Below are 21,990 nucleotides of genomic sequence, written 5' to 3'. Positions count from 1 at the left end.
ATGATGAAGCTTGTCTCCACTGACCGGATTGAGTTCCTGCGCGAACTCGCCACCGAAATTCTCGGCGTCTACGGCCTGGGCCGCACGGTCCTCGCCGTCGACGGCACGGATGCCGAGACACGCGCCGCCTTTGCGGACGACCTGGCCGCCGTGTTCGAGGAGCGGGAGCATCCGGTGTTCCGGGCCTCGCTCCAGAACTTCCGGCATTCCCGCGCCGAGCAGGAGCGCTTCGGGCCGGAATCACCCGAGCGGCTGCTGCGCTATCTCTACGACTTCTCGCTGCTGCGGCGCGTGCTGCTCGACCCGTTCCGGCTGGGGGGCAGCACCGGTTTCGTCACCCGGGCGTTCGACGCCGCCCGGGACACCTGGATCGAACCGACCTGGCTGACCGGGCCTCCCGACGCCACGCTGATCATTGACGGGGAGTACCTGAACCGCAAGGAACTGCGCGATCTGTGGTCGTACAGCGTTCTGGTGGAGACCGAGGCGGATGCCGTGCGGTTCGGTGCCGGCGTTGCCGACGACGCCGACCTGGAGAACGAGCACACGGTCGCCGACCGGCTCTATCGCGGCCAGGTGCGCCCGCGCAGCCGGGCGACGGCCGTCGTCGACCTGAGCAACCCGCATGACCCCCGGCGGCTGTTCCTCGACAGCTGCTGATCCGGGGGTTTCGACCAGCGGACTGCCTGCGTCAGCGACGGAGCGCCGCAAATCGTTCGAGCACGTCGTAGGGGGCCAGCGGCACCCCGCGCACCTCGACCTCGTGCACGAGTGCGGTCAGTAACTGGTTCACGGGCGCCCGCACCCCGGCCAGGGCGGCCTCCCGCACCACGGCGCCGTTGAGGTAGTCAACCTCGGTGAGCTGGCCGCGCTTCAGGCTCTGCTGTGTCGAGCCGAGGTTCGGCACGTCGCCCATGCGGGCGCGCAGCCGCAGCGGCAGCACCTGGCCGAGGGCTGTCGGCAGTCGCGAAAAGGCGCGCAAGGGCCGGTCGCCAAGGCCCTGCAGGCTGCCGAACCGCACTCCGCGCGTGATCCCGACCCGCACGGTCTCGCGCATGCTCTCGGTCATCACGCGGCGCAGCCCGGGGTGGTCGACGACGGCCTGAACGCTCAGCCCGGTGATCGCGGGCAGGGCGTTGAGCATGTTGACGACCAGTTTGGTCCACTGGGCGCCGACGAAGTTGTCGAGGGCGAGCGTGGGCACGGCGTCGGCGAGAACGTCCCGCCAGGCGAGGGTGGCGGCATCCGCGACGCCGGTTCCGCGGCCGAGATAGGTGGGCGCGGCGGTGGTGATCGTGACCAGACCGGGAGCGGTGTAGTTCGCCGCGATGATCGACAGGGCGCCGAAGCAATCCGAGCGGGGGAGCAGCGCGCTCGCGGTGCGTACCCCGTCGAGGCCGTTCTGCACGACGATCACCGGGGAGCCGTCGAGAACCCGCGCGTTCTCGCCGACGGCAGCCGCCGCATCCTGAGCCTTGGTGCAGACCAGCGCCAGCTGCGGGGTCTCGACCAGGCGTTCGAGCGCAAACGGATGCTGCCGCGCGGCCCCGAAGGCGCCGGTCAGTGAAATCCCCTCGGCCCGGATCACCGCCAGCGCCGGCCCGCGCGCCGTCACCGTCACGGTGTGACCCGCCCGGGCGAGCAGGGTCGCGAAGGTGCCGCCGAGGGCTCCCGCTCCGATCACCGCAATCTTCATCTCCTCAGCCTAGGTCGCGCCCGGTGGGCCGGGCCTCGGCGGGCAGCCTCGCACTCGGCGCCGGATACCATGGCAAGAGTGAATGACAAAGCAGCCCAGGGCAAGGTCGGCGCCAGTATGAGCGGCCTTCTGCTGGTCGACAAGCCCCAGGGCTGGACCAGCCACGACGCCGTCGCCCGCACCCGCCGCCTGGCCGGCACCCGCAAGGTGGGCCACGCCGGCACGCTGGACCCGATGGCCACCGGCCTGCTGATCCTCGGCATCAACAGCTCCACCCGGCTGCTGACCTACGTCGTCGGCCTCGACAAGGAATACCGGGCGACGATTCGGTTGGGTGCCTCGACGACGACCGACGATGCCGAGGGCGAAGAGCTGGCGCGGGCATCCGTCGACGCCGTCGCCGCCATCACGCCGGAAGCCGTCGCGGCCGGCATCGACGCACTCACCGGCGATATCGCGCAGCAGCCGAGCTCGGTCAGCGCCATCAAGATCGACGGGAAGCGCGCCTACGCCCGGGTGCGGGCCGGCGAGGCGGTGGACCTGCCCTCCCGCCCGGTCACCGTGAGCGCTTTCGAGCTGCTCTCCACGAGCGTGGCCGACGGCTTCCTCGACCTCGACGTGCGGGTGGAGTGTTCCTCCGGCACCTACATCCGGGCGCTGGCCCGCGACCTCGGCGCCGCCCTCTCGGTCGGTGGCCACCTCACCAGCCTGCGTCGCACCCGGATCGGCCCGTTCGGTGTCGATAGGGCCCAGCCGCTCGCCGAACTCGACGTCGCGGCCGGCCTGATCGGCCCGACGGATGCCGCCACGCGCATCCTGGGACGCCTCGACCTCACCGAGCAGCAGGCCGTCGACCTCGGCCACGGCAAGCGCATCGCGGTGGACGCCGCATCCCGTGAGGCCGGCGCGGATGGCGCTCCTGGAGCCGCCGCACCGGTCGGCCCGATCGCGGCGGTGGCGCCGGACGGCCGTCTGGTCGGCCTGGTCGAGTACCGCGGCGACCACGCCAAGTCTCTGCTCAACTTCCCGCCCGATGAGGCATTCACGGCCCCGCCGACTGAAGCCCCACGGACTGGAGCCCCACGGACTGGAGCCCCGCCGACCGAAGCCCCACGGACTGGAGCCCCGCCGACCGAAGCCCCACGGGCTGAAGCCCCGCCGACCGAAGCCCCGGAGGCGACCGAATGATCGAGTGGTTCATGTGGCTCCAGCTGGGCGTGGCGACCCTCGCCGGCCTGCTCTGCATCGCCCTCGGTCTGGCCGGCCGCAAACCCAACGACCTCACCATGGGCGCCACCGCACTCGTAGAGTTGCTGCTGATCATGCAGCTCGTCGGTGCGATCGTCGCCCCGCTCACCGGCAACAACGCGACCGGCAGCCTGCTCGAGTTCTACACCTACCTGATCAGCGCCATCCTGGTGCCTGTGGCCGCCGCCGCCTGGGCGCTGATCGAGCGCAGCCGCTGGAGCACGGTCATCCTGGGTGTTGCCGGTCTCGGCGTCGCCGTGATGGTCTACCGCATGTGGCAGATCTGGACTGTCCAGGGCCTGTGAAGTCCCGGTTCCGTGAAAAACGGCTTCACGGATGCTGCGATAATCAGTGAGACATGACCGCACAGGAGAGCAACGCCGCAGGGACGACCGCCGGAACCACACGGCCGACCCCGGTGACCGGAATCGGGCGGGTGCTGATCGCCGTCTACGGTCTACTCGCGCTGGCCGCCACGGGCCGGTCCTTCGTGCAGATCGTCTCCAAATTCGCTGAGGCCCCGCTGTCTTATTCGCTATCCGCGCTCGCTGCGGTCGTCTACATCGTCGCCACGGTGGCCCTGATCAGGAGTGGCGGCCGCTGGCGCCGCGTGGCCTGGATCACGATCGGCTTCGAGCTGGCCGGCGTGCTCGTGGTCGGCACCCTCAGCCTTCTCGACCCGGCCCTGTTTCCGCACGACTCGGTCTGGTCGCTGTACGGCCGCGGCTACCTCTTCATCCCGCTCGTGCTGCCGGTCCTGGGCATGTGGTGGCTGTCCCGCAGCGGCAAGGCGCGCGCGTGAAGGTGCTGCGCGGCGTCGCCGACATCCCCGCCGACTGGCCTGCCTCCGCGGTCAGCATCGGCAAGTTCGACGGTGTGCACGCGGGGCACCGCGCGGTCATCGCCGAGCTGCAGGCACTCGCCGACCAGGGCGGACTGGCCTCGGTGGTGGTGACCTTCGACCGGCATCCGCTCGCCGTGCTCGCCCCCCATGAGTGCCCCCAGACCCTGATCAGCACCGATCAGAAGCTCGCCCTGCTCGCCGAGACGGGCGCGCACGCCACCCTCCTGCTCGAGTTCACAGCGGCGCTGGCCGCCCTGTCGCCCGAGGAATTCATCGAGAGCATCCTGGTGCGCGGGCTGCACGCGCGCACCGTTCTGGTCGGCCGCGACTTCCGGTTCGGCGCCCGCGGCGCCGGTGACGTGCACCTCCTGCAGGAGCTGGGGGACCGGTTCGGGTTCACCGTGCGCCTGATCGACGACGTGAAACCAGACCGGATGCGCCGGGTCTCCTCCACCTGGATCCGCGAGCTGCTCACCCGCGGCGAGGTCGGCGCGGCCACCACTCTGCTCGGGCACAACCCCACGGTGCGCGGCGAGGTCGTGCACGGCGCGAAGCGGGGACGCGAGCTCGGCTTTCCCACGGCCAACCTGTCCCCGGCATCCGAGGGCCTCATCCCCGCGGACGGCGTCTACGCGGGCTGGCTGACGGATGCCGGCATCCGCTACCCGGCAGCCATCTCGGTGGGCAACAACCCCACCTTCGACGGCGTGGCGCAGAAGCAGGTCGAGGCCTACGTACTCGACCAGGACATCGACCTGTACGACCACGTGGTGGAGGTGTCGTTCGTTGAGCGCATCCGCGGCATGGTCGCCTTCACCGGAATCGACCCGCTGATCGTGCAGATGCACGATGACGTCTCGAAAGTCCGCGGCATCCTGGCCTGAGCAGCCGGCGCCGCCCCCAGCGCAACTGTCGCTCGTGCGGACAAATGTTGCCCGCACACCGGCAACATTTGTCCGATCAGGCAACAGTTCGGTGATCGCCGCGGGGAGCGGCGGGGAGCGGCGGGGAGCGGCGGGCAGCGGCGGGGAGCGGCGGGGAGCGGGAGGCTGGTGAGCGTCAGGCGACCAGCTCGGCGCGATGGATCAGGGCCGCGGCCCCGATCAGAGGGCCGTCGCCGGAGAGAGCGGATGCGACGACGCGCACCCGGGTCGCGAAGGAGAACACCGTGCGCTCGGCGACGGCCGCCCGCACGAAGTCGAACAGGTCGGGCGTGACGTGGGAAAACCCGCCGCCGATCGCCACCACGTCGAGGTCCACGAGGTTCGTCGCGGAGGCGATCGCCTGGCCGATTGCCCGGCCGGAGCGCTTCACCGCGTTGATCGCGATCGGGTCTCCGGCCGCGTACGCGGCCGAGAGATCCTCGCCGGTGAGTCCGGACCAGCCCTGCGCGCGCGCCCAGGCCACGGTGCGTGGTCCGGACGCTACGGCCTCGAGGCATCCGGTGCCGCCGCAGGCGCAGAGGTCGTCGAACCCGCCGACCTCGATGTGGCCGATGTGCCCGGCGTTGCCGCTGGAACCGGAGACGGTGGTTCCACCCAGGATCAGACCCCCGCCGACGCCCGTGGACACGACCATGCCCATCAGGCTGTCGGCACCCTGCCCGGCGCCGAGCCAGTGCTCGGCCAGGGTGATGCAGAGGCCGTCCAGGCGCAGCCGCACGGGGGCTTCGGGCACGAGCGCCGCAACTAAGTCCCGCAACGGGTAGTCCCGCCAGGCCGGCAGGTTCAGCGGCGAGACCTGGCCGGTTTCCACGGTGATCGGGCCGGCGGTGCCGATGCCCACCCCGAGGAGGGCGGCTCCGGCCGGCAGGCCCGCGCGCGCACGGATGAGCACGGATTCCACAGCGGCCGCGAGTTCCTCGGCGCTTTTCAGTGGGCCGGTGGGGGAGCGGTGCCGGTTGGCGGCGAGCACCACCCCCTGTTCGTCGACGAGGGCGGCTTCGACCTTGGTTCCGCCGAGGTCGACGGCGAGAGCATAGCTTCGGTGCATGATCTGAGCCTAGGGCGTGCGGAGTTCATCTGTCGATGCTCCGACGCGCGGATGAGCAACATCAGCAACAGCTGTTGATCGGGGGAGACCGGCGACCTAGGCTGGACCCGAACGGAACGGAGCACCATGACGGACACCGACGAACTCTTGTCCATTCGCGCGGCTGAGCTCTACTACGAGGAGAACAAGACGCAGGACGAAATCGGTACCGTTCTCCGCCTGACCCGCTGGAAAGTGGGCCGGCTCCTCGCCCAGGCCAAGGCCAGCGGCTTCATCCGGATCGAGATCGTGCACCCGCGGGCCCGCCGCCTTTCCATCGAACGCCGCCTGCGTGAGACCACACAGCTGACGGATGCCATCGTCGTCTCCTCCGCCGGCGTCTCCGGTGACGAGGAACTCCAGTCCCGCACCGCCCAGGCCGCCGCCGACTACCTGACGGGCCTGCGGCCCGTGCCGCGCACGCTCGGCATCAGTTGGGGCCGCACCCTGCACGAGGTGTCGCTGCACCTGGCGAAGGGCTGGGCCAACGGTGTCAACGTCGTGCAGATCAACGGCGGCGTCAGCCTCAATCGCCGCGCCGGCACCGCGGCGGCCACGGCCGTCACCATCGCCCACAAGGCCTCGGGGGCGGCGACCCTGCTGCCGAGCCCCGCCATTCTCGAGCGCCTCGAGACCAAGAGCGCGATCGAAGCCGATCGATCCGTCGCCGCCGTGCTGCACCTCGGCGCCGCGGCATCCGCCTACCTGTTCAGCGCCGGCCAGGCCGACCAGAACTCGGCTCTCGTCGACAGCGGCTACCTCACCGTGGACCAGGTCGCCGAACTCGTGCGCAAGGGCGCCGTCGGCGACATCGTCGGCCGCTACATCGACAGCAACGGCAATATCGTCGACCCCGAACTCGACGGCCGCACCGTCGGCATCCAGCTCGAAGCGCTGCGCCACGCGAAGACGGCCATTGCCGTGATCGCCGGCAGCTCCAAACACTCCATCGCCCGCGCCGTCGTCGGCAGCGGCCTGTGCACCGTACTCGTCACCGACGAGGACACCGCACTCGCCATCCTCGCCGACGACGCGTGACCGCACTCCGACCTCACCCCGACCGCACTCCGACCGCACTCCGACCTCGAGGACACTTCATGACAACCAGTGACACGGCCATGGCCCAGCTGAGCACCGGGGAACGCGCCCTGGCGCTCATCGGCGGAGAAGCCACGGATGCGAACCTGCGGCGCTACCTGCACGGCATCCCCGGCGTCGACGCCGTCGGCCTGGAACAGCGTGCCGCCGACCTCGGCACCCGTTCGGTCAAGACCAGCTCGAAGAAGTGGGCGATCGACAAGATCATCAGCCTGATCGACCTGACCACCCTCGAGGGCGCCGACACCCCCGGCAAGGTGAGGTCCCTGGTCGGCAAGGCACTCACGCCCGACGCCGGCGACCTGAGCTGCCCCCGGGTGGCCGCGGTCTGCGTCTACGGCGATATGGTTCCGCACGCGGTCGCCGCCCTCGGTTCCGCGCACTCCGCGGGCACGGATGCCGGCGTGAACGTCGCCGCCGTCGCCACCGCCTTCCCGAGTGGGCGTGCGTCCCTCGCCGTCAAGCTGGCGGACGTGCACGACGCCGTCGCGGCCGGCGCCGACGAGATCGACATGGTCATCGACCGCGGGGCGTTCCTGTCCGGCCGGTTCGGTCAGGTCTACGACGAGATCGTGGCGGTCAAGCAGAGCTGCCGCCGTCCCGACGGCGGCTCTGCGCACCTCAAGGTGATCCTCGAGACCGGGGAACTGAACACCTACGACAACGTGCGTCGTGCGTCGTGGCTCGCGATCCTGGCCGGCGGCGACTTCATCAAGACCTCCACCGGCAAGGTGCCCGTCGCGGCCACCCTGCCCGTGACCCTCTCCATGCTCGAGGTCGTGCGCGACTGGTACCGCCTCACCGGGGCGAGGGTCGGTGTGAAGCCGGCCGGCGGCATCCGCACATCCAAAGACGCCACCAAGTACATCGTGACCGTCGCCGAAACCGTGGGCGAGGAATGGCTCACGCCGGGCCTGTTCCGGTTCGGGGCGTCGAGCCTGCTGAACGACGTGCTGATGCAGCGTCAGAAGATGACCTCCGGGCACTATTGCGGCCCCGACTACGTGACGATGGATTGAGGATTACACCATGAGCTTCCTTGACTACGCTCCGGCCCCGGAGTCGCAGGCCCTCCTGAACCTGCGTGCGGATTACGGACTGTTCATCGACGGCCAGTTCGTCGCCGGTCGCGGTGAGCCGTTCCAGAGCATCAACCCGGCCACCGAGAAACAGATCGCGATGATCGCCCACGCTGACGCGGCGGATGTCGACGCGGCCGTGTCCGCCGCCCGTCGCGCCTACGACAAGACCTGGTCGAAGCTCTCCGGCAGCGATCGCGGCAAGTACCTGTTCCGCATCGCCCGCCTCGTGCAGGAGCGGGCCCGTGAGCTCGCCGTGGCCGAGACCCTCGACAACGGCAAGCCGATCAAAGAGAGCCGCGACGTCGACGTGCCTCTGGTCGCCGCCTGGTTCTTCTACTACGCCGGCTGGGCCGACAAGCTCGACCACGCCGGGGTCGGCCCCACGCCGTCCGCGCGGGGCGTCGCCGCCCAGGTGATCCCGTGGAACTTCCCGCTGCTGATGCTGGCCTGGAAGATCGCGCCGGCCCTCGCCGCCGGCAACACGGTCGTGCTCAAGCCGGCCGAGACCACCTCGCTGACCGCGCTCCTTTTCGCCGAGATCCTGCAGCAGGCCGACCTGCCGGCCGGCGTCGTCAACATCGTCACCGGCGGCCGCGACACCGGGAAGGCCCTCGTCGGCCACCCCGGCGTCAACCTGGTCGCGTTCACCGGCTCCACCGGAGCCGGCCGGGCCATTGCCCGCTCGGTGGCCGGCACCGACAAGAAGGTCATCCTCGAGCTCGGCGGCAAGGCCGCGAACATCGTCTTCGACGACGCGCCCATCGACCAGGCCATCGAGGGCATCGTCAACGGCATCTTCTTCAATCAGGGTCACGTCTGCTGCGCCGGCAGCCGCCTTCTCGTGCAGGAGTCGATCCACGACGACGTGATCGAGCGTCTCAAGGCGCGCCTGTCCACCCTGCGCCTCGGGGACCCGATGGACAAGAACACCGACATCGGCGCCATCAACAGCGCGGAGCAGCTGGCGCGCATCCGGGAACTCACCGACATCGGCGAGCAGGAAGGCGCCGAGCGCTGGAGTCCGGACTGTGTGCTGCCCGAGACCGGCTTCTGGTTCAAGCCGACCATCTTCACCAATGTCTCCACCAGTCACCGCATCGCCCGCGACGAGGTCTTCGGTCCGGTGCTCTCCGTGCTCACCTTCCGCACCCCGGCCGAGGCCGTCGCCAAGGCCAACAACACCCCCTACGGCCTATCCGCCGGCATCTGGACCGAGAAGGGCAGCCGGATGCTGGCCGTCGCCGACAAGCTGCGCGCCGGCGTGATCTGGGCGAACACGTTCAACCGTTTCGACCCGGCCAGCCCCTTCGGCGGGTACAAGGAGTCCGGCTACGGCCGCGAGGGCGGCCGCCACGGCCTCGCCGCGTACCTCAAGCCCGCCGCCGGCCGAGCGGCCGCGCGCACCGTGACGGCCGCGCCCGCGGCATCCGTCGCACCGGCTGTCGCTTCGCCGGCTGAGAAGACCCCCGTTTCAAGAAAGAAGGCAGCCAAGTGACCCGCCTCGCCGTTCCCAAGACCTACAAGCTCTACCTCGGCGGCAAGTTCCCGCGGAGCGAGTCGGGCCGGGTCTACGAGATCCGCTCCCACGACGGGGAATTCCTCGCCAACGCCGCCAAGGCCAGCCGTAAGGATGCTCGTGACGCCGTCGTCGCAGCCCGCTCGGCCCTCGGCGGCTGGGCCGGCGCCACGGCCTACAACCGCGGCCAGGTGCTCTACCGCATCGCGGAGCTGCTCGAGGGGCGCCGGGCGCAGTTCGTGGCCGAAATCGTGCAGTCGGAGGGCGTGACGCCCGCCGCCGCGTCCGCCCAGGTCGACGAGTCGATCGATCGCTGGGTCTGGTACGCCGGCTGGGCCGACAAGTACCTGCAGGTGGCCGGCAACGCCAACCCGGTGTCGGGGCCGTACTTCAACCTCTCGGTGCCGGAGCCCACCGGTGTCGTCGCGATCATCGCGCCGCAGACCGGGGGATCCCTGCTCGGTCTGGTCAGCGCGATCGCCCCCGCGTTGGTGCCCGGCAACACCGTGGTCGTCGTCGCGAACGAGGCCATGCCGCTCTCGGCGATCAGCCTGGGCGAAGTGCTTGCCACCAGCGACGTTCCTGGAGGCGTGGTCAACATCCTCACCGGATCGCCGGCCGAGATGGCACCGTGGCTGGCCAGTCACGCCGACGTCAACGCCCTCGACCTGGTCGGCGCCGGCGACCTGGACTGGATCCACCTTGAGATCGACGCGGCCGAGACGCTCACCCGGGTGCTGCAGCCCGAGAACGGTCCGGATGCCGCGAGCCCCTCTTTGGCCCGCATCCTGGCGTTCACCGAGACGAAGACGATCTGGCACACGAAGGGCCTGATCTAACGAATTCGACGGAGATTATGGCCGACACGGCCGAAAAAGTGCTTTTCCGGCCTCACAACCGGAAAATCTCCGTCGAATTCGTTAGGGCCCGACTGCCTACCCGATGCGATCGTGAGCTAGACCTCGTGCGGCCGCTCCGTGTCGTCGTCGCGGAGCAGATCTTCCAGGGCCTGGTCCACCTCGTCCAGCACCGGCTCGGCCCCGGCCGCCGAGCTGGTCAGGCGGGCCACGAGGGCCTGCGGGTCGTCGAGGTCCGCTGACGAGGGCAGAAGGTCCGGGTGTGCCCACAGTTCGTCGCGCTTCTCGTTGCCGACGGCATCCGCCACGGCCTGCCACAGGGCGGCGGCCTCGCGCAGCCGCCGGGGCCGCAGTTCGAGCCCGACCAGGGTGGCGAACGCCGACTCGGCAGGGCCACCGGATGCCCGGCGCCGCTTCACCGTCTCGGCGATCGCGTCCGCTCGGGGCAGCCGACTCGTGGCCTCGAGCGTGACGACATCGACCCAGCCCTCGATCAGGGCCAGCATCGTCTCGAGTCGGGAGAGCGCGGCCAGCTGGGCCTCGCTCTTCGGCGGGATCAGTGAGCCGTCGACCATGGCCGCACGCAGTTCCTCCGGATTCGCCGGGTCGAAGCCGTCCGCGAGCTGCTCGAGGCGGCTGGAGTCGATGTGGATGCCACGGGCGAAGTCCGTGATCGAACTGATCAGGTGCAGGCGCAGCCACCGGGAGTGGCGGAACAGGCGAGCGTGGGCGATCTCGCGCACGGCGAGGTAGATCTGCACCTGGTCGGCGGGCACGTCGAGACCCTCGCCGAACGCGGCCACGTTCTGAGGGAGCAGGGCGGCCTGCTGGTCGCTGAGCAGAGGGATGCCGACGTCGCCGCCGGAGACGACCTCGCTGGACAGCTGGCCCACGACTTGGCCGAGCTGCATGGCGAACAGGGTGCCGCCGATGCTGCGCATCACCTGGCCGGCACCGGCCATCATGCCCTTGAGCTCCTCAGGGGCCTGGTCGGTAAGTACCCGGGTCAGGGAATCGGAGATGCTGGTCGCCACGGGCTCGGCGAGCTGGGTCCAGAGCGGCATGGTCGCGGTGACCCATTCCTTGCGGGTCATCAGGCGCGGCGGAGTAGTGAGCTCCGCGACCGAGATCACTTCGTCCAGCCAGAGGGAGGCGATGTGGAACGCCTGGTCGAGGGCGGCACGTTCGGCCGGGGTCACATCGAGCTGACCCTGGGCCGCACGTTCCTGGCCCTGGCTGAGAGCGGCATCCCAATTGATGGAGCCGTCGCCGCTGCCGCGCAGGGCTCCCTGCAACTGGTTCATCAGCGCGGAGATGCTCGCGGGGTCGCTCGGGAGGCCCGCCGCCCCGGCCAGCTGGCTCGGGTCGATGGACGACTTCCCACTCAGGATGTCGCGCAGCATGTCCCGAAACTCATCTTCGGGATTGTGACCCTCGTCGGGTCGGGAGTCGTCGTCGGCCACTTCAGGCACCTCTCAGTCGCGTTCTCCTACGCTAGCCCGAGATCCCCGGAGCGAACTGGGAAATGACCTACGCTGGTAAACCGGTGTCCGCCTGCCGCGAACAGCCGGCACAATCCCTGGAAGGAGACCGGTGGCCCTCTTCACCGATCACCCAGTACCGCCGTCCGGCCGATCCACTCGCGCCGTCGGGGCAGGCTGGGTGGTGCTCGGGATCGCCATGGTCATCGGCCTCATCCTCGCCGTGACGCCGTCGCCGTATGTGATCGAGAAGCCGGGCCCGGTCTACAACACCATCGGCACGGCCGAACAGGACGGCGAGCGAGTGCAGCTCATCTCCGTGTCGGGCGAACCCGTCTACCCGACCGAGGGCAGCCTCGACCTGCTGACCGTCTCGCTCGTGGGCAATCCCGACAACCGGCCGAGCTGGCTCAGCGTCGCCGCCGCCTGGCTCGACCCGAACCAGGCTGTGATCCCGCTCGAGTCGGCGTTCCCGCCCGACGTGAGCACGAAGCAGCGCGAGGAGCAGACCCAGGCGCAGATGGTGAATTCGCAGCAGGATGCCATCGCCGCCGCTCTGACCAGTCTTGGCTATGACTACCCGACGATCCTCTCGGTCGTCTCCCTGCCCGACGACTCGCCCGCCGAGGGAGCCATCGCCGCCGGCGACCAGGTGGTCTCGGTGAACGGCCAAGAGGTCGCCGACATCACGGCCCTGCGCGAGGCGTTGACGCGGAACGGGGTCGACGACGCCGCATCCATCGGAATCATCCGGGACGGCGCCGGAGAGACCGTCGAGGTAACCCCGGTCGAGGCAGGTGAGGCCGTCGTGGTGGGAATCAACGTGACGAGCGACTACGACTTCCCCTTCGAGGTCACGATCGAGCTCGATTCTGTCGGCGGGCCCAGTGCGGGCATGATGTTCGCGCTCGGCATCATCGACACGCTCACCCCTGGGTTCATTCAGGGCGGTGAGGATGTCGCGGGCACCGGCACGATCAACCAGGCTGGCGAGGTGGGACCGATCGGCGGCATCCGGCAGAAGCTGATCGGTGCCGATCAGAATGACGTCGACTGGTTCCTCGCGCCCGCAGACAACTGCGACGAGGTCACCGGGCATGTGCCGGACGGGATGACGGTCTTCTCCGTCGAAACCCTCGACGACGCACTGGCCGCGCTCGACGCCGTCCGCATCGGTTCGGACACCGACGCCCTGGAGCAGTGCCCACTCGGATAACCCCGAGCCACTCCCCAGCGAACGTGCGGCATTCGTTCGGGACGGTTGTCTAGAATGAAGCTTGACCGCCGATTTCGAGATCAAGAGGCCAATTCGTGACGTCACAACAACCCCGTAGCGCGCCCGCGCCACAGCGCAGCCGTGCTCCCCTTGCCATTACGGCAGCGATCATCGCGGGGTTGGTGATCATCTTCTTCGTATTCGCGGGACTCTATGCCGACGTGCTCTGGTTCGACCAGCTCGGCTTCCTCAGCGTGCTGACCACGCAGTGGTTCGCCGGTGCCACACTCTTCCTGATCGGATTCGTCGCCATGGCGGTCCCGGTCTGGGTGAGCATCCAGATCGCCTACCGGTCGCGGCCGGTCTACGCAAAGCTCAATTCGCAGCTCGACCGCTACCAGCAGGTCATCGAGCCGCTGCGCCGCCTCGCCATGTACGGCATCCCCGCGCTGCTCGGCCTGTTCGCCGGCGTCGCCGCGGCGACGCGCTGGCAGGTCGTCCTGATGTGGCTCAACCGCACGGATACCGGCCGAGTCGACCCCCAGTTCAAGCTGGACGTCTCGTTCTACCTGTTCGATCTCCCCTTCTTCCACTCCGTGCTCGGCTTCGCATCGGCCGTCGTGCTCATCTCGGCTCTGGTCGCCGCGGCCACGAGCTACCTGTACGGTTCGATCCGGGTGAGCGGGCGCGAGGTCATCGTCTCCAAGGCCGCCCGCATCCAGATCGCCGTGACGGCCGCGCTCTACCTGATGCTCCAGGCTGTGAGCATCTGGCTCGACCAGTACTCCACCCTGACCAACACCAACGACCTGATCACCGGCGCCGGCTACACCGACGTGAACGCCACGATCCCGGGCCGGGCCATCCTGGCCGGTATCGCTGCCCTCGTCGCCATCCTCTTCCTCCTCACGGCCGTCATCGGCCGTTGGCGTCTGCCCATCGTGGGCACCGCGCTGCTGATCGTGAGCAGCCTCCTGCTCGGCTCGCTGTACCCGTGGGTCGTGCAGCGGTTCCAGGTGGTCCCGAGCGCCAAGACGCTCGAGGAACCCTATATTCAACGCAACATCGACCTCACCCGCGACGCCTACGACGTGGCTGACGTGGAAGAGATTCCTTACAACGCGAGCACGACGGCCGAGCCCGGCGCCCTGCGCGCCGACGCGGAGACCACCGCGAACATCCGCATCCTCGACCCTGCCCTGGTCAGTGACGCCTTCTCCCAGCTCGAGCAGTTCAAGCAGTACTACCAGTTCCCGCAGAACCTCGACGTCGACCGATACACGATCGACGGAAAGTCCCAGGACACCGTGGTCACCGTGCGCGACCTGCAGCTGTCCGGCCTGAACGCCGGTAACACCTGGGTCAACTCGACCGTGGTCTACACCCACGGGTACGGCGTCGTGGCGGCCTACGGCAACCAGCGCTCGGCCGCCGGCCAGCCCGTGTTCCTCGAGTCGGGCATCCCGAGCACCGGGTCGCTGCCCGACTACGAGCCGCGGATCTACTTCGGCGAGACCAGCGCGCCGTACTCCATCGTGGGTGCGCCCGAGGGCAGCAAGCCGGTCGAGCTCGACTACCCGTCGGGAACGGATGGCGCGCAGCAGACTTACACGACCTTCACCGGCGACGGCGGGCCTAAGCTCGACAACGCGTTCAACAAGTTGATCTACGCGCTCAAGTTCCAGTCGGAGCAGATCTTCCTGGCCAACGCCGTCAACGAGAAGTCGCAGATCCTGTACGATCGCGACCCGGTCACCCGGGTGCAGAAGGTTGCCCCGTACCTCACCCTCGACTCGGACGCCTACCCGTCGATCGTCGATGGCAAGGTCAAGTGGATCGTGGACGGGTACACCACCTCGGCCACCTACCCGTACTCCACCTCAGTGGGGCTGAGCGACGCGATCGCCGACACGGAAACGCCCCCGCAGCCGTTCGCACTCGACAACATCAACTACATGCGCAACTCGGTCAAGGCTACGGTCGACGCCTATGACGGCGAAGTCACCCTCTACGCCTGGGACGAAGAGGATCCGCTGCTCAAGACTTGGCAGAAGATCTTCCCGTCAACGCTCAAGCCGATGACCGAGATGAGTGGCGACCTGATGAGCCACGTGCGCTACCCGGCCGACATGTTCAAGGTGCAGCGCAGGGTTCTGGGCAAGTACCATGTCACCGACCCGGGTTCCTTCTACTCGGTCGACGACGCCTGGACCACGCCGAACGACCCGGTGTCGCCGTCGACGAACACGACCCTGCAGCCGCCGTACTACCTGACCATGCAGGTCCCGGGCCAGGAGAAGCCGGCCTTCTCGCTCTACTCGACCTTCATTCCGGATGCGAGCGGCGCGACCAGCCGAAACGTGCTGACCGGCTACCTGGCGGTAGACGCGGATGCCGGTTCGACCGACGGGAAGCGGTCGGAAGGCTACGGCAAGCTGCGCCTGCTCAACCTGCCGAAGGATGTGACGGTGCCCGGCCCCGGCCAGGTGCAGGCCAAGTTCAACGCCGACCCGACCGTTTCGCAGCAGTTGAACCTGCTGAAGCAGGGCCAGTCCAAGGTCCTCAACGGCAACTTGCTCACCGTGCCTGTCGGTGGCGGTCTGCTCTACGTGCAGCCGGTCTACGTGCAGTCGACGGGTGAGACCAGCTACCCGCTGCTGCAGAAGGTGCTCGTCGCCTTCGGAGACCAGATCGCATTCGAGGACACGCTGGACAAGGCCCTAGACGTGCTCTTCGGCGGCGACTCCGGTGCCAGCGCCGGCGACACCGATGTGCCGCCGACCGAAACGCCCGTGGAGGGGGAGACCCCGGCCGAGGGCGACACCACCCCGTCGAGCTCGACCGGTGACCCGGCGACGGATGCCCGGATTCAGTCACTCCTCGCGGAGGCCAAGTTGGCTGTGACCGNCCCGGCGACGGATGCCCGGATTCAGTCACTCCTCGCGGAGGCCAAGTTGGCTGTGACCGAGAAGCAGGCCGCGCTGACGACCGGAGACTTCACCGCCTACGGAGCAGCCGATAAGAAGCTGAACGATGCGGTCGCCGAGTTGCTGGTGCTGCTCGACCAGTAGCGCACGCGCGCCGCTTCATCCGCTGCGCGGGTGCTGCGCCGCTCCGACGGAGGCACGCCTCCCGCGGAGCGGCGCAGCACCCGCGTTTTGCATATCGCGGCCCGGTCGGGGCGGTGTGTGGTCGGACCGCCCCGGGGGCTGTGGTAAATTTGTGCTTGCAACGCGGGGTGGAGCAGTTCGGTAGCTCGCTGGGCTCATAACCCAGAGGTCGTAGGTTCAAATCCTGCCCCCGCAACCAAAGCAAGAAGATGGACCGGCTCAGCAGAAATGCTGCACCGGTCCTTTCTCTTTTTCGGTCGTCGTTGAGACCTTCGGCACGACGGGAAGAACCCAATTCGGCTACCCGATCTGGATCGTCTTGGCGACGCTCGGCACCCCGTTGGCGTCCATAGCGAATAAACGACAGTAACCGGGGACCACGACACCCGGATCAGACGGAATCGCGGTCCTGCCGTTGGCCCCGCCGAAGGTCGTAGTGGAATACGAGGACCAGGTCAGCAGTTTGTTGCCGGGCAGAAGGGCCGCCACCGCGGGAACCAGCGGGAAACCGATCGTCGCACCCCAGGTTCCCTTCGACCCCGTGGGGTCGGAGCGGGCGGCGGCGCTGAGAGGGATCGACCGATCACGTTCAGTTCCGCCATTGAGGTCCACTGTCCGCGGTTGCCGGCCTCGGTCGTCGCGATCAGGCGAATGTATCGCGCCTGGACAGCCGGGAACGTGACGGCCTTCGCCTGGCTGGTGTCAGCCCAGGTTCCACTGGCGAGCGGTGCGCTCCAGGTCGTGCCACCGGAGCTCACGGCGATGGCGTACTGGCCGATGGTGCCGTTCCGGGACGTGCCGGACCTTGGGGCGTAGGTGAAACCGGAGACCTCGTTGGTCGCCCGCATGTCAAGAATTATGCTGTGCGGCAACGGGACCAAGGTGGGGGAGTACTGGGAATGCCAGATCATGGTGAGGCTGCCGTCGAGCACGTTCGCGGCGCTGCCGTCTTCGCGGGTCGTCTCCTGGTCGCTGGCCGCTACTGTCCAGCCGGTCCGGGTGAGCGCGGCGGGCGCTGGTGCGGGTGGTGGCGGCTGGGGGGTGCCTGTTTCCGCGACGAGGTTGAGCTCGGCGGCGCCGGTCCAGGGGCCGCGGTTTCCTGCTTCCGTGATCGCGGTCAGTCGCACGAGACGTGTCGCCACCAGGGTGAATCCCGACGTCTTTTCCAACGAGTTGTCGGCCCAGGTTCCCGTTGCGACTGCGGCTCCCCGGTTCGCGCCATCCGAGCTGGCATGGATCTCGAAACGGCCGATTCGCCCATTTGAGACACGGTCCACCCTGTTCGCGGCAGCGGAGTGGCCGAGGGTCCGGCTGGAGCCAGAGCCGTCTTGACATGCAACTCTGAGTGCTCGCCGGCTGGGGCGCCGACGGAATCATGACCGGACTGCGAGGTCAGGTGGATGGGCCGGTATAGCCGGTAAACAGGAGTGGGCCAGCGAGCGTCACAGCGACAAGACCGGCAACAATCGGGTTTCGGCGCATACGGAATACCTCGCTGGGTACTGGGGGAAGGTGCGGGCACTGATGATAAAACCCCAGATCCAAATTGAACGGAAGGAGTGGCTGTAGGGAGATTTCCGTTTATGGCCGGGCGGTGATCGCGGGCGACCTGTCCAACGGACTTCGAGGGCCGCGGCGGCTCCGACCTCGAAGAACCCGATGTCGCCCAGGGCTGCCGTCTCCAGGCTGTTGGCCAGCAGTCCACGGATCACTCCGTCCGACGATCGGAAGCGGCTTCTGGTTTGTCCGACATCGTAGCCACCCTTCGTCAGGAAGCGTCCGAGGGAACCGGGAGTACCGCGGACCTCGATTCAGTAGGGGATCCACCTGGTCCGAGGCTGTGGTAAGTTTGTTCTTGCAACGCGGGGTGGAGCAGTTCGGTAGCTCGCTGGGCTCATAACCCAGAGGTCGTAGGTTCAAATCCTGCCCCCGCAACTATCAGCCCTCGGGACCACATGGTTCCGGGGGCTTTTTTGGCTTTTATCGTCCAGTAAGTTCGAAATGCACCAGGTCACCGGCGGACACCCGCCGGGTCAGGCCTTCGTACGACAGTCGGAAAGCGAACAGACATGAAGCTCAAGATCAGCCTGCTGGCCGTTTTCGGGGTCGCGTCCCTGGCACTGTCAGGGTGCACGGCCACGGAATCGGGTGCCGACACCGCGGCGGCGGGGGAGAAGGTGACGATCGCCGTGGTCACCCACGGCACCGCGGGTGACTCCTTCTGGGACGTCGTCAAGAGCGGCGCCGAGCAGGCGGGCACCGACCTCGGTGCCACGGTCACCTACCAGGGCGATGGCGACCCGGTCAAGCAGAGCCAGCTGATCGAGGCGGCCATCGCTGCCCAGCCCGACGGTCTCATCGTCTCTATGGCCAACCCGGACGGCGTCAAGAGCGCCGTCGAGAAAGCTGTTGCCGCCGGCATCCCGGTGATCACTATCAACTCGGGCCTGGAGAAGTCCCTCGAGTTCGGCGCGCAGACGCACGTCGGTCAGAGTGAGTTCATCGCGGGCCAGGGGGCCGGCGAACAGCTGGCCGCCGCGAACGTGACCAATGTCATCTGCATCATCCACGAGGCCGGCAACTCCGGACTCGAGGAGCGGTGCAAGGGTACCGCCGACACGGTCGGCGCGACCGTCAGCAACGTTCAGGTCGACGTCGCCAACCTCGCGGATGCCCAGAACACCATCAAGAGCAAACTCCTTGCCGACCCGTCCATCGATGCCGTTCTCACCCTGCAGACCGGGGTGGCCGTGGCCGCGAGCCAGGCCATCGACGAGGCGAAGAGTCCGGCAGCGCTGGCCACGTTCGACGTGTCCGCCGACGTCACCCGGCTCATCCAGGGCGGCAAGATGCTGTTCGCGGTCGACCAGCAGCCCTATTCCCAGGGATACCTGCCCGTGACCTTCCTCACCCTGCAGAAACGCAACGGCGACGTCGTCGGCGGCGGACTGCCGGTCTATTCCGGGCCGGGCTTCGTGACGAAGGAGAACGCGGCCCAGGTCGCGAAGTTCGCGGAGAACGGCACGAGATGACCGTCGCTGTGGGCGCGGGGATCGATGAACGGAAGAAGCGGGCGCATCCGCTGCTCACCCTGGTGCGCCGACCTGAGATCGGCGCGCTCGTCGCAGCCTTGGCCATCTTCCTGTTCTTCTCGGTGTCCACGCAGGCGTTCCTGACGCCCGCGGGCATCTCCACCTGGCTCTACTCAGCTTCCCTGTTCGGCATCATGGCCGTGGCCGTCGCCCTGTTGATGATCGGCGGGGAGTTCGACCTCTCGGCCGGGGCGATGACGGGCACGACGGGGCTCATCGTCGGCGTGGTCACCACCCAGTGGGGCCTGAATATCTGGCTCGCGCTCGTGCTGGCCCTCGCGGTGGCGCTCTCGATCGGTGCCGGAAACGCCTGGGTTGTCATGAAGACGGGACTGCCCAGTTTCATCGTGACCCTGGCGACCTTCTTCATCCTGCAGGGCTGCAACCTGGCCCTGACCAAGCTCATCACGGGCAGTGTCGCCATCCAGGGCATGGGCGCGGTATCCGGGTTCGACCAGGTCAAGGTCTTCTTCGGCTCCTCGTTCCCCCTGCTGGGCATGGACGTCAAGATCTCGATCGTCTGGTGGATAGCGCTGACCGCTCTGGCCACCTGGGTTCTGCTGCGCACTCGGCCCGGCAACTGGATCTTCGCCGTCGGCGGCCAGGTCACGAGCTCCCGGCAGGTCGGCGTGCCCGTGTTCAAGGTGAAGCTCGGGCTGTTCATGACGACGGCCGGTGCCGGCTGGCTCGTGGGTATGCTGCAGCTCTTCGACGTGTCCACGGTGCAGGCCACGACCGGGGTCGGCCAGGAATTCATCTACATCATCTGTGCAGTCGTGGGCGGATGCCTGCTCACCGGCGGCTACGGATCGGCGATCGGAGCCGCCCTCGGCGCCCTGATCTATGGGATGACCCTGCAGGGCATTGTGTTCGCCCAGTGGGACAACAACTGGCTCAAGGCTTTCCTCGGCGGGATGCTGCTGCTCGCCGTTTTGGTCAACCTCCTCGTTCGCCGCCAGTCCGGGGTGCGCGCATGACGCCGGGGTCGATCCGGCCGGAGCCCATCCTCCCGGCGGCGATCCGTCCGGAGCCCCTCCTCGAGGTGCAGGGTGTCGGCAAGACCTATGGATCGGTGCGGGCGTTGGCGGGCGTGTCGGCATCCGTCGGCGCCGGGGAAGTGCTCTGCGTGCTGGGCGACAACGGTGCAGGCAAATCGACGTTCATCAAAATCCTCTCCGGAACCCACCAGCATTCGGAGGGTACCCTCCTCGCCTTCGGGGTTGAGCGCCGGTTTGCACATCCGCGGGAGGCGCTCGACCTCGGCATCGCCGCCGTCTACCAGGACCTGGCCGTGGTGCCGCTGATGCCGGTGTGGCGCAATTTCTTCCTCGGTTCCGAGGTGACCCGAGGTCGAGGCCCTCTGCGGAGACTCGATGTGGCCAGCATGCGGGCCACCACGAAACACGAGCTGGGCCGGATGGGCATCGACCTGCGCGACGTGGACCGGCCGATCGGAACGCTCTCCGGCGGCGAACGGCAATCCGTCGCCATCGCGCGAGCCGTGTATTTCGGGGCGAAGGTCGTCATCCTCGACGAGCCCACGTCGGCGCTCGGCGTCAAACAGGCAGGGGTTGTGCTTTCCTATATCGCCCGGGCCAGGGACCGGGGGCTCGGGGTGGTCTTCATCACGCACAATCCGCACCACGCCTACCCCGTCGGCGACCGGTTCCTGCTGCTTCAGCGTGGCACGAGCATGGGCGACTTCGCCAAGAGTGAGATCACGATCGAAGAGATGACCGCGCTGATGGCCGGCGGTGCCGAACTCGAGGCGCTGGCCCACGAATTGGAGCGACCGTAGGCACGTCGCGCCCGCCCGCCCTTCGAACGCCCGCCCGCCCTCCCGAACGCCCGCCCGCCCTCCCGAACGCCCGCCCGCCCGAACGAATTCGACGGAGATTTTGCCCGTGGCGGCCTAGATTCGGCCATATACGTCCAGTCTTTGCAGAATCTCCGTCGAATTGGTTCGGCACCGGACCTCGTTGCCCGATGTGTGACAGTGTGTGGCGGATGAGCGCCGCGCTGTCGGCAGGTCCCGCTGGGCGAGTGTCACTCATTTTTTTGTTCGAGAAAACTGACGCAAGTAGCTGTGCAGTGTAGATAGTTTGTTCTATTTGAGCTAGACTCATCTTGTGACCAACCTCCTGGAACACCCCGCAGCGGATGCCGCGCCCGGCTCGTCTGCGGCGGCGTGGGCGGTCGCTGAGCTGCAGGCTCTCGCGACGGGGCTCGCGGGGGCGCTGCGGTGTTCGGTGGTGGGCGGCTTCGATGACGATGGCTTGCTGCAGGTGACGACCGCGGTCGAGGTCCTTGGCCGGCGGGTCGACGCGTTGCGGGTGGCTACGGCGGCGGAGGTCGCGAACCGGTCCCGGCCCGAGCTCGGCACCGGCCGGCTCTCCGCGAGGCGCGGCTGCCGCACGCCCGGGGAGCTCTTGGAGCGGGTCACCCTGGTGTCGGGGCCGACCGCGCAGCGACGGATGCGGCTGGGCAGGCAGCTCCGCACCGGCCGCTCCCTGACAGGCGAACCACTACCACCCCTCTTCCCGGCAACCGCGATCAGTCTGGCCACAGGTGCGATTGGCATCGACACCGCCGACGCGATCCTGACCGCACTGACGCCGACACTGCGATGCACCGACCTCGACTCGGTACAGGCCGCCGAGACCGAACTCGTGGCTGCGGCCACCGGCACCAGCTCGGAGACCCCCGTGCCCGCATCGGC

The 21,990-nt window shown here is 68.2% G+C and carries 20 protein-coding genes and 2 tRNA genes; 17 read left to right on the top strand and 5 right to left on the bottom strand.

Going from position 1 to position 21,990, the window contains the following annotated elements; translation table 11 throughout:
• Positions 1-660, top strand: a complete 660-nt coding sequence (locus tag E3T28_RS02340) for a nucleoside/nucleotide kinase family protein (RefSeq protein WP_166786899.1) — start codon at positions 1-3, stop codon at positions 658-660.
• Between the two features lie 31 nt (positions 661-691).
• Here the strand turns inward: E3T28_RS02340 and E3T28_RS02335 are convergent, their stop codons facing one another.
• The gene (locus tag E3T28_RS02335; RefSeq protein ID WP_134427566.1) at positions 692-1,696 is read right to left on the bottom strand and encodes a ketopantoate reductase family protein; all 1,005 of its coding nucleotides are present in this window, start codon (positions 1,694-1,696) and stop codon (positions 692-694) included.
• A 69-nt stretch (positions 1,697-1,765) separates the two neighbouring features.
• On the opposite strand from E3T28_RS02335, the gene truB reads away from it, so the two are divergent.
• Genes truB through E3T28_RS02315 form a run of 4 tightly spaced genes read left to right on the top strand, consistent with a single transcriptional unit; the run spans position 1,766 to position 4,672 of the window.
• Positions 1,766-2,884, top strand: a complete 1,119-nt coding sequence (gene truB / locus E3T28_RS02330) for a tRNA pseudouridine(55) synthase TruB (RefSeq protein ID WP_174843986.1) — start codon at positions 1,766-1,768, stop codon at positions 2,882-2,884.
• Entirely contained in the window at positions 2,881-3,249 is a 369-nt protein-coding gene (locus tag E3T28_RS02325) for a hypothetical protein (RefSeq protein WP_134427563.1), read from the top strand. The genes truB and E3T28_RS02325 overlap by 4 nt, the downstream gene beginning before the upstream one ends.
• A 53-nt stretch (positions 3,250-3,302) precedes the next feature.
• Complete coding sequence (locus E3T28_RS02320) at positions 3,303-3,746, top strand: hypothetical protein (RefSeq protein WP_134427560.1); 444 nt, start codon at positions 3,303-3,305, stop codon at positions 3,744-3,746.
• Positions 3,743-4,672, top strand: a complete 930-nt coding sequence (locus tag E3T28_RS02315) for a bifunctional riboflavin kinase/FAD synthetase (protein WP_134427557.1) — start codon at positions 3,743-3,745, stop codon at positions 4,670-4,672. Before E3T28_RS02320 ends, E3T28_RS02315 begins: the two co-directional genes overlap by 4 nt.
• A gap of 175 nt (positions 4,673-4,847) precedes the next feature.
• On the opposite strand, the gene E3T28_RS02310 is transcribed toward E3T28_RS02315, so the two are convergent.
• Positions 4,848-5,780, bottom strand: coding sequence for an ROK family protein (locus tag E3T28_RS02310; RefSeq protein WP_134427554.1), 933 nt, complete (start codon positions 5,778-5,780; stop codon positions 4,848-4,850).
• A gap of 126 nt (positions 5,781-5,906) precedes the next feature.
• Here E3T28_RS02310 and E3T28_RS02305 point away from each other — a divergent pair, with 126 nt between their 5' ends.
• Genes E3T28_RS02305 through E3T28_RS02290 form a run of 4 tightly spaced genes read left to right on the top strand, consistent with a single transcriptional unit; the run spans position 5,907 to position 10,354 of the window.
• Positions 5,907-6,857: a sugar-binding transcriptional regulator gene (locus E3T28_RS02305; RefSeq protein WP_134427551.1), complete on the top strand. Its 951-nt coding sequence runs from the start codon at positions 5,907-5,909 to the stop codon at positions 6,855-6,857.
• A 59-nt stretch (positions 6,858-6,916) separates the two neighbouring features.
• Positions 6,917-7,936, top strand: coding sequence for a deoxyribose-phosphate aldolase (gene deoC / locus E3T28_RS02300; protein WP_134427548.1), 1,020 nt, complete (start codon positions 6,917-6,919; stop codon positions 7,934-7,936).
• A gap of 10 nt (positions 7,937-7,946) precedes the next feature.
• Positions 7,947-9,494 (top strand): aldehyde dehydrogenase family protein, encoded by a 1,548-nt coding sequence (locus E3T28_RS02295; RefSeq protein WP_134427545.1) that lies wholly within the window; start codon positions 7,947-7,949, stop codon positions 9,492-9,494.
• Positions 9,491-10,354 (top strand): aldehyde dehydrogenase family protein, encoded by an 864-nt coding sequence (locus tag E3T28_RS02290; RefSeq protein ID WP_134427542.1) that lies wholly within the window; start codon positions 9,491-9,493, stop codon positions 10,352-10,354. Before E3T28_RS02295 ends, E3T28_RS02290 begins: the two co-directional genes overlap by 4 nt.
• Positions 10,355-10,470: 116 nt before the next feature.
• Here E3T28_RS02290 and E3T28_RS02285 read toward each other — a convergent pair whose 3' ends face one another.
• On the bottom strand, positions 10,471-11,835 hold the full coding sequence (locus E3T28_RS02285) for a zinc-dependent metalloprotease (RefSeq protein ID WP_370260453.1): 1,365 nt from the start codon (positions 11,833-11,835) through the stop codon (positions 10,471-10,473).
• Between the two features lie 130 nt (positions 11,836-11,965).
• Here E3T28_RS02285 and E3T28_RS02280 point away from each other — a divergent pair, with 130 nt between their 5' ends.
• The 3 genes from E3T28_RS02280 to E3T28_RS02270 all read left to right on the top strand — a co-directional run bounded on the left by E3T28_RS02280 (position 11,966) and on the right by E3T28_RS02270 (position 16,378).
• Positions 11,966-13,069: a YlbL family protein gene (locus tag E3T28_RS02280; RefSeq protein ID WP_241979128.1), complete on the top strand. Its 1,104-nt coding sequence runs from the start codon at positions 11,966-11,968 to the stop codon at positions 13,067-13,069.
• A gap of 95 nt (positions 13,070-13,164) precedes the next feature.
• Positions 13,165-16,140 carry a UPF0182 family membrane protein gene (locus tag E3T28_RS02275; RefSeq protein ID WP_241979127.1) on the top strand — a complete coding sequence of 992 codons (2,976 nt, stop codon included), beginning with the start codon at positions 13,165-13,167 and terminating at the stop codon, positions 16,138-16,140.
• 161 nt (positions 16,141-16,301) lie between these two features.
• Positions 16,302-16,378 (top strand) — tRNA-Met (locus E3T28_RS02270).
• A 101-nt stretch (positions 16,379-16,479) separates the two neighbouring features.
• Here E3T28_RS02270 and E3T28_RS17700 read toward each other — a convergent pair.
• Positions 16,480-16,668: a galactose oxidase-like domain-containing protein gene (locus E3T28_RS17700; RefSeq protein WP_198417136.1), complete on the bottom strand. Its 189-nt coding sequence runs from the start codon at positions 16,666-16,668 to the stop codon at positions 16,480-16,482.
• Complete coding sequence (locus tag E3T28_RS17120; protein ID WP_198417135.1) at positions 16,635-17,321, bottom strand: discoidin domain-containing protein; 687 nt, start codon at positions 17,319-17,321, stop codon at positions 16,635-16,637. The genes E3T28_RS17700 and E3T28_RS17120 overlap by 34 nt, the downstream gene beginning before the upstream one ends.
• A gap of 719 nt (positions 17,322-18,040) precedes the next feature.
• Between E3T28_RS17120 and E3T28_RS02250 the strand changes: the two genes are divergently transcribed.
• The 5 genes from E3T28_RS02250 to E3T28_RS02230 all read left to right on the top strand — a co-directional run.
• A tRNA-Met gene (locus tag E3T28_RS02250) sits at positions 18,041-18,114 on the top strand.
• A 134-nt stretch (positions 18,115-18,248) separates the two neighbouring features.
• Positions 18,249-19,211 carry a sugar ABC transporter substrate-binding protein gene (locus E3T28_RS02245; protein ID WP_134427536.1) on the top strand — a complete coding sequence of 321 codons (963 nt, stop codon included), beginning with the start codon at positions 18,249-18,251 and terminating at the stop codon, positions 19,209-19,211.
• Positions 19,208-20,248, top strand: coding sequence for an ABC transporter permease (locus E3T28_RS02240; RefSeq protein ID WP_134427533.1), 1,041 nt, complete (start codon positions 19,208-19,210; stop codon positions 20,246-20,248). The genes E3T28_RS02245 and E3T28_RS02240 overlap by 4 nt, the downstream gene beginning before the upstream one ends.
• A complete protein-coding gene (locus E3T28_RS02235; protein WP_134427530.1) occupies positions 20,245-21,069 on the top strand; it encodes an ATP-binding cassette domain-containing protein in 825 nt (274 codons plus the stop codon). Before E3T28_RS02240 ends, E3T28_RS02235 begins: the two co-directional genes overlap by 4 nt.
• Positions 21,070-21,400: 331 nt before the next feature.
• On the top strand, positions 21,401-21,990 hold a 590-nt coding region (locus E3T28_RS02230; RefSeq protein ID WP_134427527.1), incomplete at its 3' end, for a DUF222 domain-containing protein.

The organism is Cryobacterium sinapicolor (assembly GCF_004403465.1).
Lineage (GTDB): Bacteria > Actinomycetota > Actinomycetes > Actinomycetales > Microbacteriaceae > Cryobacterium > Cryobacterium sinapicolor.
This window is presented reverse-complemented; position numbering and strand designations above follow the sequence as displayed.